This is a genomic window from Mycobacterium sp. SMC-18, assembly GCF_045310895.1.
In the GTDB taxonomy this organism is placed as follows: domain Bacteria; phylum Actinomycetota; class Actinomycetes; order Mycobacteriales; family Mycobacteriaceae; genus Mycobacterium.
This window is the reverse complement of the sequence record NZ_JBJIAL010000014.1, coordinates 52,233-64,245: the sequence shown is the minus strand read 5'-3', so window position 1 is coordinate 64,245 and position 12,013 is coordinate 52,233. Positions and strand designations below refer to the sequence as shown.

Here is a 12,013-nt window from a genome sequence, read left to right as displayed (position 1 = left end):
ACAATGACGTCATTCCCCCGCGAACAACTCGAAGAGTGGGTCGAGCGGTGGCTGCAGGTCAACCGTGACGCCGAGGCGGCCGGCGACTGGAAGCCGATGGCCGACTTCTACACCGACGACGCCACGTACGGCTGGAACATCGGCCCCAAAGAGGACGTCATGTGCCTCGGCAAGGCCGAAATCCGCGACATCGCCCTGGGTTTGGAGATGGAGGGCCTCGAAGGCTGGAAATACCCGTACCAGCGCGTGGTGATCGACGACAAGCAGGGTGAGGTCGTCGGCTTCTGGAAGCAGGTCGTGACAGATCCGGACGACGCCTCGGCCCCCGCGCGCGAGATCTACGGCATCGGCGGCAGCTGGTTCCGGCTGGAGAACGTCGACGGCGAACCGAAGATCGCCTGGCAGCGCGATTTCTTCGACTTCGGCCACGTGCAGAAGCTCTACCTGGACCTGATGACGGCCGGAAAACTGTCGAAGGGCATGCAGCAGCGCATCCAGCGCAGCCTGGCCGGCGAGCAGCTGCCGGGTTACTACCCCCTGGGCGAGGCTCCCGTCCCGATCTGGTGAAAACCGGCCGAGCAGTTATTGGGGGTGGGGTGTGACGAACGTAACTTTTCCCTCTACGCTAACTGAAACAGGTTCTAGTGGAAGGCACGTGCGGTGAAGACAAAAGGTGCTCTCATCTGGGAGTTCAACCAGCCGTGGTCGATCGAGGAGATCGAGATCGGTGACCCCGTCAAGGACGAGGTCAAGATCCAGATGGAAGCCTCGGGCATGTGCCACTCGGACCACCACCTGGTGACCGGCGACATCCCGATGGCCGGTTTCCCGGTGCTCGGCGGCCATGAAGGCGCCGGCATCGTGGTCGAGGTCGGCCCCGGTGTGGACCACATCGCCGTCGGCGACCACGTCGTGCTGTCGTTCATCCCGTCGTGTGGCGAGTGCCCGTCGTGTCAGGCCGGTATGCGCAACCTGTGCGACCTGGGCATGTACCTGTTGACCGGCACCGCGGTGTCCGACGGCACCAACCGCGTGCATGCCGCCGACGGCACGCCGGTGATCCCGATGACCCTCTTGGGCACCTTCAGCCCGTACATGGTGGTGCACAAGAGCTCCGTCGTGAAGATCGACCCCACCATCCCCTTCGAGGTCGCCTGCCTGGTCGGCTGCGGCGTCACCACCGGCTACGGCTCGGCGGTCCGCAGCGGCGACGTCCGCCCCGGTGACGACGTCTGCATCGTCGGCGTCGGCGGCGTCGGCACGGGTGCCCTCCAGGGTGCGCTCAATGCCGGTGCCCGCAACGTGTTCGTCGTGGATCCCGTTGAGTTCAAACGGGACAACGCCCTGAAGTTCGGCGCCACGCACGCCTACCCCGACATCTACAGTGCCATGGCGGGCGTCGCGGAGGTCACCGAAGGCCGCATGGCCACCAAGACCATCGTCACCGTCGGTGAGCTGCACGGTGAGGACATCGACAACTACCTCAACATCACCAGCAAGGGCGGCACCTGCGTGGTGACGGCGGTCGCGAACATGGCCAGCCTGGACGTGAAGCTCAACCTGTCGATGCTGACGCTGATGCAGAAGCGCCTACAGGGCACCATCTTCGGCGGCGGCAACCCGCACCACGACATCCCGTCGCTGCTGGCCATGTACAAGGCCGGCCGCCTCAACCTCGACGACATGGTCACGCGCCAGTACAAGCTGGAGCAGATCAACGAGGGCTACCAGGACATGCTGGAGGGCCGCAACATCCGCGGCGTCATCCGGTACACCGACGCCGACCGCTGAACCCACTTTCGCTGAGTCGGCCTGGGGGGACGTCCCAGGCCGACTCGGCGTTGTCTGTAGGAGGAAAACCCTTGTCCGACAATCCTGTTGTCATCGCCTCGCAGTCGTCGTGGCGGTGCGTGCAGAGCCACGACCGCGAGGGCTGGCTTGCCCTGATGGCCGACGACATCGTCGTCGAAGATCCGATCGGCGAGGCCGTCACCAACCCCGACGGCACGGGAGTGAAGGGCAAGGAGGCGCTGGCCGCCTTCTACGACACCAACATCGGCCCGAACCAGCTGACGGTGACGTGCGAGGAGACGTTCCCGTCGAGCTCGCCCGACGAGATCGCCTACATCCTGGTGCTGCGCACCGAATTTCCGAACGGCTTCGTGGCCAGCGTCCGCGGCGTGTTCACCTACAAGGTCAATGCCGAGGGGCTCATCACCAACCTGCGCGGGTACTGGAACCTCGAGGCCATGAAGTTCGAGCAGCCGGCCGATCAGACCAACTGATTGTCGGCGTAGAACCGGGCCGCGCGGCGAATCGCGTTCACCGTCGGCTCCGGTTCCCAGCCCAGCTCCCGCCGCGCCTTGCTGTTGTCGGCCGGCGACGTCATGTGCAGTAGCCGCGTGATGGTGACCAGCGGCGGAATCTTGCCCGGGCGCACCGCGCGCAGCGGCTCCGTGGCGTAGGCACCGGCGTACATCGCGGCCTTGGGCACCCCGAATCGTGGTGGCCGCACACCGGTTTCGTCGGCCGCCGTCTCGAGGATGGTGCGCAGCGGCAGGTAGCTCTCCGAGATGATGTAGCGCTCACCGACGCGGCCGTGCTCGGCAGCCAGCAGCAGCGCCCGGGCGGCGTCCTCGATACCGACCACTTCCGCGGCCGCATCAGCGGCATAGAACCGCATCCGGCCGGCCGCGGTACGCGCCACGATCTCGCCGTGCGGCGTCGGCTGCCAGTCCCGCGGGCCATAGGTGTTCGACACACACATCGCGACGGCCGGCAGCCCCCGCTGCGCCACCGCATCCAGCACGAGTTGCTCTGCGGCACGCCGTGATCGGACGTAGTCGCCACCCTTGTCGGCCCAGTTGAACGGCGTGTCCTCGGTGACGACGGAGCCGTCATCGCTGACGGCGATGGTGCAGATCGTGCTGACGAACACGAACTTGTCGAGATCGGCGTCCACCGCGATGTCCAGTACCCGCCGCAGTCCGTCGACGTTGGTCCGGAACAACGGCGCCGGGTCCGGCAGCATGGCCCGGGCGTCGACGACGCAGTAGAAGACGACGTCCCGATCGCACATGGCGGCCCGCACGGCGTCGTCGTCGAAAATGTCTCCGTAGCAACGCTCGACGTCGAGATCGTCGATGCCGCGGGTCGAGCTGGTCTCCCGCAGCAGCACCCGGACGTCGTCGCCGCGCTCGACCAGCTGGCGCGTGACGTGCGAGCCGAGGAAGCCACTGGCTCCCATCACCAGTGACTTGCGCGGTGCCATCAGGCGCGCGGCCCGACCGGCCGGCCGAGCAGGCGGTCCGGTTGCGACCACCACGGCGCGGCGTCGGCCTCATCGATCCCGGTGATGTCGTTGGCTTCGACGAAGTATTCGTGCACCCGCGCGGCGTCGACGGCGGGTGCGCGCTTGCCCCATTTGACCGACAGGAAGCCGCTGTCCCCCATCGACTTCTGGTGCAGCACATAGGGAGACATCGACCGCGCACCGCGGCCGACGGTGACCCCGCCGAACGTCCACGCGATGTACGGGAGCACCCGGCGCCAGTACACCTGGCTGAACGTGCCGCGTTCCCGCAGGATGTTCGTGCCCGGCATCACGCCCGGATCGAAGTACGCCGCGGACATCCCTTCGGGCACCAGCTGCCCCGCCGCGCGCGACAGATAGAACAGGCCGAGCTTGGTGCGCGCGTAGGCCTGGACACCGTCATCGCTGGGCAGGCACTGCTCGGCGAGCGGCTGCCATTCCGCGGTCTTCACCCGCGCCAGCCGCTGGAACAGCGTCTGGCGAATGGTCGGGGACCCGACGATCATGATCCGGGCATCCGCGGCCAGCTGCGGACTGATCCGCGCCAGCAACGCGTGCGGGCCGAAAAGATTGGTGGCGACGGTCAATTCGATACCGTCGGAGCTGAGTTCACGGGCGTCGTTGCGCAGCACCGCGGCGTTGAGCACGACAGTGCTGAGCGGCGGGATGACGCCGTCCGCCACCAGACGGGCGATCTCCTCGGCAGCGCGACGCACGCTTTCCTGTGAACCCTGGTCGCACACCACGATGTGGGTGGTACCGGCAGCGGCACGCTCACCGAGCAGCGCCTTGAGTTCCTCGCCCCGCGTGGCGTTCCGGACGGGCAGCACGCAGTGCCAGCCCGGCGTTCCCACGATCCGTTTCGCCAGTCCGAGCCCCAGCCCGGAGGTGGCGCCCGTCAGCAGCAGACTGCGGGTTTCCATCTGATTCATCACCCGACTTCCGCTGGAACCGACGAATTGCTGGACGGTGCCCCCTCATTCAGGCCGATGCGGGCATGCAGCCGCGCCAGCGGAGCGGGCGCCCACCAGTTGGCCTTGCCCAGCAGCACCATGACGGCCGGGAGCAGGATGGTCCGGATCACGATGGCGTCCACCAGGATCGCGACCGCCAGCCCGAACCCGAAGATGCGCAGGAACGACACCTGCGAAGCGATCAATCCGGCGAATGTGATCGCCATGACGAGCGCCGCGGCAGTGACGATCCGGCCGGTTCCGGCCAGGCCGAGAGCCACCGATTCGCGGCCGGCCGCATCGGATTTGTCCGAGGCAAGCCAGAATTCGCGGATGCGGGCGATGATGAACACCTCATAGTCCATCGACAGCCCGAACGCCACGCAGAACATCAACACCGGCATGGTCGACACCAGGGTGCCCACGACTGTGGTGCCCAGCCCACCGAGGTGGCCCTCCTGGAAGATCCACACCAGCGCCCCGAACGTCGCAGTGAGCGACAAGGCGTTGAGCACCAACGCTTTCAGCGGGATGATCACACTGCCGCTCAGCAGGAACAGCAGGACGAACATCACCACGGCGATCAACCCGAGCATGGTCGGCACCCGGCTCGCGATGGCCTCGACGCCGTCGCGGTTCGACTGCGCGGCTCCCGTGAACAGCGGCGTCATGCCGGCCGGTGGCGGCACGGCGTGCAGCCGGTCCAGCGCTTCGTCGGACGCCGCGCTGAACGGCAGCGTCGTGGTGGTGACGGTCAGGAAGCTGGCGTCTTTCCCGGTGCCGGCTTCGTGCCCGGCGGGCCCGATCGCCCGGCCACCGGCATAGGTGGCACCCGGTCCGGCCGCGGCCACCACGGTCGGCACCTTGGACAGCTCGGCGGCGTAGGCGTCGATGGCGGCGTTGTCACGGGACCCGTTGCCGTGCAACAGCACGATGTGCACCGGCAGCCCGGCGTCCTGCGTGAAGTCGCTGCGCATGTGGTCGCCCACCTGCCGGGCCGACGATGTGGTCGGCAGGATGCGGTCGTCGGGGAAGCCGAACTTGATGTTGAGGAACGGCAGCCCGACGATCACGAGCGGAATCAGGGTGACGGCGGCGGCGATCCTGGGACGGCGCATCACGGCGTGCGTCCAGGTGTACCACCGTGATCCGGTGAGCGGTCCCCGCTGGCCCGGCTTGCCGATCCGCTTGCCGGCGACGCGGATGGCGGCCGGCGTGATGACGAGCGCCGCGAGTGCGGCCATGGCCACCACCGATACCGCGCCGTACGCGAACGACCGCAGGAAGTACATCGGGAAGACCGCCATGGTCGCCAGGCACAGCGCGACCGTGGCCGCCGAGAACACCACCGTGCGGCCCGCGGTGCGCATGGTGCGCCGCAACGCCTCGTCGGGGTGGGAGCCGTCGCCGATCTCTTCGCGGTATCTGCTCACCAACAGCAGTGAGTAGTCGATCGCCAGGGCCAGGCCGAGCGCCACGGCGAGGTTGAGCGCGAACACCGAGACGTCGACGAACTCGGCCAGAACCCGAAGGATCGCAACGGAGCCCGAGATCGCGAAGGCCCCGACCGCGAGCGGCACGAGGGCGGCGACGACGCCGCCGAAGACCCACACCAGCACCAGGAATGTCAGCGGCAGCACGATGGCCTCGCTGAGGGTCAGGTCGTGCCGGCTCTGCTCGTTGACGGCGGAGTACACCGCGCCGGGACCGCCCGCCGAGATGGTGAGGCCCGGATCGCGTTGGCCGGCATAGCGTTCCACCAATGCGGTGGAGGACGCGATGCCGGTGGTCTCGTTGCCGTCCATGAAGGCGATGACCAGGGCCGAACGCCCGTCCTTGCTCACCAGGCCGGCCGCGACCGGATCGGGCGTCTCGAACGGCGACAGCACCCGCGCGACGTGCTCGGTGCCGCGCAACTCGGTGACCAACCGGTCCACCGCAGCCCGCTGAGGAGCAGCGGTCACCGGCACCCCCGGGTCTCTGGCCTGCACCAACAGATTCAGGTTCACGAAGCCGCGGTGGAACTCTTCGGTGAGCACCTTGTTGGCGCGGTTGGACTGGGCGTCGGGGTCGGTGAAGCCGCCGGCGCCGAGCAGATCCGCGACGGGCGCGGAAAGGATGCCGAAGACCGACATCAGCAGGACGGTGGCGACGAGAATTCGCTTGGGCGCGGCGATCACCGCGCGCGAGATCAGATCGAGCATCGCCCGGGTCACGCAGCCTTCGGGAAGACGTTGAGCACGACGGCGGCACCCAGGCCACCCGCGCTGACGATCGCGCCCGCGCCGATGCCGCCGCCGCGGCGCTGCAGTTCGTTGATCAAGGTGCCGGCCACGCGCGTACCGGAGGCGCCGTACGGGTGGCCGAGTGCCAGGCCGCCGCCGTGCACGTTGAGCCGGTCGCGACTGATGTTCAGCGAGCGCTCGTAGGCGATGCCGATCGAGGCGTAGGAGTCGTGGACGTCGTACAGGTCGACGGCTTCGGTGTCGATGCCGGCGCCGTCCAGGGCACGCCGGGTGGCGGTGATCGCCGCATCGGTGGCGCGCTCGGGCTCCGAACCGACGACGGACCAGCCGATGATCTCGGCAAGCGGGGTGAGGCCGTGGCGGCTCGCGAAGTCAGGGTCGCAGATCATCATCGCGGCGGCGCCATCGGTCAGGCCCGTCTGGTTGCCGGGCGTCACCGTGCAGTCCTCGCCGAGGAACGACGTCAGTGCCGACAGATTGGTCATGTTGAATTCGCGGCACGGCAGCTCGTCGGCGAAAACTTCTGTGCCGTCGACGCTTACCGCGACCTTCTCGGTGTCCAGGACACCGCCCTCGATGGCGTCCGAGGCCAGCGTGTGCGCCCGCGCGGACCACTCGTCGACCTCCTGCCGCGTCAGGCCGTACTGCCGCGCGGTGCCTTCGCCGAGCGTGCGGGCCAGGTCGAGCGCGGGCATCTCGCCGATGCCGGGATGCATCGGGGCGATCTGGGTGTCGGTGATCCCGGTGGCCGCGAAGTGCGGACCGGCCAGCGGCGACGCCGAGGGCGTGTTCAGGCCACCGGCGATGACGCAGTTGCCCATGCCCGCCTTGATGGTCGCGACCGCCTGGTGCATCGCCATCATGCCCGACGCACACCAGCCGCCGACCGCGACGGCGGGAGTGTCCAGCGGCAGTCCCATGTCGAGGGCCGAGTAGCGGGCGATACATCCGCCGCCCTGCAACACCTCACCGAGCACGATGTTGTCGATCAGTTCGGGGTCGACACCCGAGCGGTTGATGACCTCGCGGATCACGGTGCTGGCGAGGTCGAACTCGGAAACGTTGGCCAGTCCACCTACCAGCGAACGCGTGAACGGGGTTCGCGCATACGCAACGACTACGGGATTGGTCAAGGTTCTTGCCCTCCTCGGCAACGACGTCCGCGTACGGCACCGCGCAATCCGCGGACTGCCCAGAACTGTCGTGTGCGCGCGGACATAACGGCATGGCTGTTCTTCGTTGTGCTGATGCCAGCGACTAACGGCAATAGTTTGTAGCACGCGAATCGGACGCGGTCTATATTCCAGAAGCGTAAATATCCACGTCAAGAGCGTTAATTATGAATTTAGCGAACTAGTTAGAACTTGTTTCAATATTTGCATATGGCATGGGTCGGTGTAACCCCGGTCACAGTCGGAACAGCGTTGGCGCACAACCGATAACACCGTTTCGAACGCCACCCGCCGGCGCCATGAATCGGCCCGTTGACCGCGCAGTCAATTCAGTGGAGCCCGTCGCCGTGGCAAACCAGCGGTCGGTCCTGCAGCAAACTCTGGGCTCGACAGCATCCGGTAGAACATGTTCTAGTAGCGACATGCTCGACTTCAGCACCGACACCCTCAGCCCGGAGGAAGCGCAGCGCCTCCGTTCCGTATTCGAGCCGCTGACCCAGTCGGTCCGCGAACTGATGGACGCGACTGCGCGCAGCGACGCCGATGCCGACGTCATCGCGGCCGCGAAAGCCGAAATCGATTCGGCCACCGCGCGTTTGCGCTCCAAGCAACTGGAGAAGACGTGGGGCCTGCGCTTCACCACCGAAGGCGAATGGCTGCCGTGGACCAATGCCGTTGTGGGCCTGCGGAACCCGGTCGCGCCGCCGCTGACGGTCGTCCTCGAGGCCACCGACTACGTCTGGTCCGAGTTCTCTCTCGGCGCCGCCTACGAGGGCCCGCCCAACCACGCGCACGGCGGCGTCTGCGCCATGATCCTCGACCACGTGCTCGGTGAGGTGGCGTCGAACGACGGCACCACCCGGTTCACCGGCACCATCAACGTGAAGTACGTGCGACCCACCCCGCTGGGCAAGCTGCGGGCCGAGGCCCGCATCGTGCGCACCGAGGGCTTCAAGGCCTACGGGGTCGCCCACATCGCCGACGACCAGGGCGTCACCATCGAAGCCGAAGGGGTCTTCATCCAGCCCAAGTGGGCCCGCGGCTAGATGGCGCGGTCGACCGGCGCCGAAGACTGGCTCAGCGCCCACATTCCTGACCAGACCGGCCGCACGATCCTGATCACCGGCGCCAACGGCGGCCTCGGTGCCGCCACCGCGCGACACCTGGCGGCCGCCGGCGCCCGGGTCATCCTGGCGTGCCGCCGTCCCGCACAGGCCGAGGCATTGGCCGCCGAAATCGGTTCTGCCGCAGAGACTCTGAACCTCGACTTGGCCAGCCTGGACTCCGTCAAGTCCGCGGCGGCATCCTGCGGCCCCGTCGACGCCGTCATCGCGCTGGCCGGCGTCTGTCACGTGCCCTACGGCCTGACCGCCGACGGTTTCGAATTGCACACCGGTATCAACCATCTCGGGCATTTCGCGTTGGTCGGCCGGCTCCTGGACCGGATCACCGATCGCGTCGTGGTGGTCACCAGCCGCGCGCACGAGTTCGTCGGGCGGCCGGGATTCGGCAAGCTCATGCCCGCCGATCCGGGCTGGCGTATCCGCCGCTACTCCGCGTTCGACGGGTACTGCCAGGCCAAGCTCGCCAACCTGCTGTTCGCCAATGAATTGCAACGCCGCCTGACAGCCGCCGGCAGCACGGTGAAATCGGTATCCGCACAACCCGGTTGGGCCGACACCGACGCCGGCATGCACTCGGGCCGCAAGTGGGGCGACCTCTCGTGGCGCGCCTCGTGCCGCGCCATCGGCCAGCCGGCCGACGTCGCGGCCCTCTCGATCACCTACGCCGCCGCCGCGGACGACGTTGACGGTGGCGGCTACTACGGACCCGACCGGTTCTTCGGGATGCGCGGACTACCGGCGCCGGCCAAGGCCGGACGCGCCGCCACCGACCCGGCCCTGATGACCGCGAATTGGGTTGCCGCCGAACACCACACCGGTGTCCGGTACGACATCTGACGACAGGAGCCGACCGTGTCAACCGACGCACCGGACGTCGCCCGGCTGCCCCTCGCCCCCGACGTACCTTTGAGTCTGCGCGAGCGCATCGCCGCGATCCAGGTGGCGCACAGTGGATGTGAGACGTTCCGCGACGCCGGCGGCCCGGTCACCACCGTGCGCATCGCGCCGAAGTGGATGATGCCGCCGATCATCGCCGTCACCTCGCCGCAGGGTGCCCGCGACGTCCTGACCGCCACGTACCCGGCCGTCGACCGTGACTTCCCGTTCATGACCGAACAGCAGAAGCTCAATGGCGGCTCGCTGCTGAACTTCAGCCACAAGGAATGGGTCGGGCGGCGCCGCATGCTGCAACCGGTGTTCACCACCGCGCGCATCGCCGAACTCAACGAGCAGATGTACGACATCGCCACCGACGCCGCGACCTCGTGGCGTGACGGGTCCGAGATCGACCTCGACCAGGAGAGCCGGCGGATCACCATGCGAGTGCTCGGCCGCACCATCATGGGGTTCGAACCAGGTTCGTACACAGACGAATTGGTCGATCCGCTGCGCCGGATCAGCAAGTACATCGCCGACCGGGGCCGCGCGCCGGTGAAGCTGCCGAGCTGGGTCCCGACCCGGGAACGACGCTTCGCGGTCAGGTTCAACAAGGTGGCGCACGACCTCGCCGCGCAGATCCTGCAGGACTGCCGCGCCGATCCGCAGCTGAGCGCGCCCCTGGTCCGCGCCATGATGGAGGCCCGCGACCCCGAGACCGCGGAACCGTTGACCGACGAGGAAATCTGCCACGAGCTCGTCATCTTCCTGGCCTCCGGACTGGAGACCACCGCGACGACGCTCGCCTACGCCCTGTGGGCACTCGGCCGTCATCCTGAGATCTCCGATCGGGTCGCGGCCGAGGTCGCCGCGGTCGACGAGACGGCGCTGCGGACAAATCCGCGCAGCCACCTGCCCTACACCGTCAGCGTCATCCAGGAGGCCCTGCGGCTGGGCGGGCCGACGCCCGCGGTGATGCGCATCGCGCGGCAGGACATGGCCGTCGACAGCTTCCGCGTCGAGGCCGGCAGCATGCTCATGGTCGGCGTCTACGCCATGCATCGTGACCCGCAATTATGGGACCGCCCATTGGAATTCGATCCCGACCGGTTCAGCGGCGGCCGTTCGCGCATGCAGTGGCAGTTCCTGCCGTTCGGCGGTGGTCCGCGGTCGTGCATCGGCGAGTTCTTCGCCCTGACCGCGGCGACCCTGGAGCTCGCGTCGATCGTCCGGCACTGCCGGCTGACGTCGCGCGAAGCGACGTTCCCCATCACCGCGCCGCTCACCATCGTGCCGGACGGGCCCATCCCCGCCCTGGTCCAGACCGTGAACTCCTAGGAAGACGCCGTGCCACGACGAGCCCCGGTACGCACCGCCGAACTCAACCTGGAAACCCTGACGCTGCACCAGGACGGCCGCGTCCTCACCGCGCGGTTCGACGACCCGCCGAACCATTTCCTGTCACTGCGGCTGGTCAAGGACATGGACCGGCTCACGCGCGCCGCAGATCAGGACCCGTCGGTCGGCGCCGTCGTCCTGACCGGCACCGGTGACAAGTTCATCTCGCACTCCGAACCCGAACAGGTCCAACTGTTCTTCCAGATGGCGACGCCGCCACTGCCGTCGCGCGCGGTGACCTGGTCCATCAAGCTGAACAATGCCGCCATGCGGGTGCCCGCCCTGCTCAAGGCCACCGAGACCCGTGGCGGCGACTGGGGCACCGGCATCGTCTACAGCGCCATCCTCAAGCGGACCATCACCCGGATGAACCGGTCGGGCGTCGTCTATATCGCGGCCATCAACGGCACCGCCCTCGGCGGTGGGTTCGAACTCGCGCTGTTCTGCGACCTGCGCATCGCGGCCGACGCCGACCAGGTCCGTATCGGGCTGATCGAGATTCTGGCCGGCCTCGTGCCGGGAGGCGGTGGGAGCCAACGACTTCCGGCCATGCTCGGGATGTCCGCCGCGCTGGAGCACATGCTGGAAGGCCGCCCGCTGACCGCGCGTGAGGCACTCGACGCGGGCATCGTGCACCGACTCGCCCCTGCCGAGGGATTGCTCGACGACGTCTATGCCACCGCGCAGCGCCTGTCCCGCCGCTCGCCCTACGCCATCGCGGCCGTCAAACGCGCCGTCTACTTCGGCGGCAACAGGTCATTGTCCGGCGCCCTCGACTTCGAGCTCGCGGGATTCGTCGGAACCGGCCGAAATCCGCGAAAGCACTTGACGGCGGACGCTTTTCAGCAGGACTACGAAGCCATCGGCGACAGTCCCTTCGCCAGGGACATCGAGCCCTGGCTGTCGGGCACCCGCGTCGCGCAATAGGCTG

The 12,013-nt window shown here is 67.8% G+C and carries 11 protein-coding genes; 7 read left to right on the top strand and 4 right to left on the bottom strand.

Going from position 1 to position 12,013, the window contains the following annotated elements; genetic code table 11:
* Positions 1 to 3 precede the first annotated feature (3 nt).
* The 3 genes from ACJH6J_RS14735 to ACJH6J_RS14725 all read left to right on the top strand — a co-directional run bounded on the left by ACJH6J_RS14735 (position 4) and on the right by ACJH6J_RS14725 (position 2,285).
* A complete protein-coding gene (locus ACJH6J_RS14735; RefSeq protein WP_053854654.1) occupies positions 4 to 567 on the top strand; it encodes a nuclear transport factor 2 family protein in 564 nt (187 codons plus the stop codon).
* 93 nt (positions 568 to 660) lie between these two features.
* Positions 661 to 1,791 carry an NDMA-dependent alcohol dehydrogenase gene (locus tag ACJH6J_RS14730; RefSeq protein WP_064985444.1) on the top strand — a complete coding sequence of 377 codons (1,131 nt, stop codon included), beginning with the start codon at positions 661 to 663 and terminating at the stop codon, positions 1,789 to 1,791.
* 71 nt (positions 1,792 to 1,862) lie between these two features.
* Entirely contained in the window at positions 1,863 to 2,285 is a 423-nt protein-coding gene (locus ACJH6J_RS14725; RefSeq protein WP_244872688.1) for a nuclear transport factor 2 family protein, read from the top strand.
* Here the strand turns inward: ACJH6J_RS14725 and ACJH6J_RS14720 are convergent.
* From ACJH6J_RS14720 to ACJH6J_RS14705, 4 genes are read right to left on the bottom strand one after another with little or no spacing between them, the layout of a single operon-like run.
* Positions 2,273 to 3,271 carry an NAD-dependent epimerase/dehydratase family protein gene (locus ACJH6J_RS14720; RefSeq protein ID WP_212813549.1) on the bottom strand — a complete coding sequence of 333 codons (999 nt, stop codon included), beginning with the start codon at positions 3,269 to 3,271 and terminating at the stop codon, positions 2,273 to 2,275. The two genes, ACJH6J_RS14725 and ACJH6J_RS14720, sit on opposite strands and share 13 nt — an antisense overlap.
* Positions 3,271 to 4,245 (bottom strand): SDR family NAD(P)-dependent oxidoreductase, encoded by a 975-nt coding sequence (locus tag ACJH6J_RS14715; protein ID WP_212813551.1) that lies wholly within the window; start codon positions 4,243 to 4,245, stop codon positions 3,271 to 3,273. Before ACJH6J_RS14715 ends, ACJH6J_RS14720 begins: the two co-directional genes overlap by 1 nt.
* Positions 4,245 to 6,482, bottom strand: a complete 2,238-nt coding sequence (locus ACJH6J_RS14710) for an MMPL family transporter (protein ID WP_406804135.1) — start codon at positions 6,480 to 6,482, stop codon at positions 4,245 to 4,247. The genes ACJH6J_RS14715 and ACJH6J_RS14710 overlap by 1 nt, the downstream gene beginning before the upstream one ends.
* Complete coding sequence (locus ACJH6J_RS14705) at positions 6,479 to 7,645, bottom strand: thiolase family protein (protein ID WP_318984642.1); 1,167 nt, start codon at positions 7,643 to 7,645, stop codon at positions 6,479 to 6,481. The genes ACJH6J_RS14710 and ACJH6J_RS14705 overlap by 4 nt, the downstream gene beginning before the upstream one ends.
* Before the next feature lie 461 nt (positions 7,646 to 8,106).
* Here ACJH6J_RS14705 and ACJH6J_RS14700 point away from each other — a divergent pair, with 461 nt between their 5' ends.
* Genes ACJH6J_RS14700 through ACJH6J_RS14685 form a run of 4 tightly spaced genes read left to right on the top strand, consistent with a single transcriptional unit; the run spans position 8,107 to position 12,009 of the window.
* Positions 8,107 to 8,730 carry a PaaI family thioesterase gene (locus ACJH6J_RS14700; RefSeq protein ID WP_406802502.1) on the top strand — a complete coding sequence of 208 codons (624 nt, stop codon included), beginning with the start codon at positions 8,107 to 8,109 and terminating at the stop codon, positions 8,728 to 8,730.
* Complete coding sequence (locus ACJH6J_RS14695; protein WP_406804134.1) at positions 8,731 to 9,645, top strand: SDR family NAD(P)-dependent oxidoreductase; 915 nt, start codon at positions 8,731 to 8,733, stop codon at positions 9,643 to 9,645.
* Positions 9,646 to 9,660: 15 nt separating this feature from the next.
* On the top strand, positions 9,661 to 11,022 hold the full coding sequence (locus tag ACJH6J_RS14690) for a cytochrome P450 (protein WP_406804133.1): 1,362 nt from the start codon (positions 9,661 to 9,663) through the stop codon (positions 11,020 to 11,022).
* 9 nt (positions 11,023 to 11,031) lie between these two features.
* Positions 11,032 to 12,009 carry an enoyl-CoA hydratase/isomerase family protein gene (locus ACJH6J_RS14685; RefSeq protein ID WP_318984646.1) on the top strand — a complete coding sequence of 326 codons (978 nt, stop codon included), beginning with the start codon at positions 11,032 to 11,034 and terminating at the stop codon, positions 12,007 to 12,009.
* Positions 12,010 to 12,013: the final 4 nt, after the last annotated feature.

Coding starts and splice junctions, on each gene's coding strand:
- ACJH6J_RS14735 (WP_053854654.1), top strand. CDS start 4: ATGACGTCATTCCCCCGCGAACAACTCGAAGAGTGGGTCGAGCGGTGG.
- ACJH6J_RS14720 (WP_212813549.1), bottom strand. CDS start 3,271: ATGGCACCGCGCAAGTCACTGGTGATGGGAGCCAGTGGCTTCCTCGGC.
- ACJH6J_RS14715 (WP_212813551.1), bottom strand. CDS start 4,245: ATGAATCAGATGGAAACCCGCAGTCTGCTGCTGACGGGCGCCACCTCC.
- ACJH6J_RS14700 (WP_406802502.1), top strand. CDS start 8,107: ATGCTCGACTTCAGCACCGACACCCTCAGCCCGGAGGAAGCGCAGCGC.
- ACJH6J_RS14695 (WP_406804134.1), top strand. CDS start 8,731: ATGGCGCGGTCGACCGGCGCCGAAGACTGGCTCAGCGCCCACATTCCT.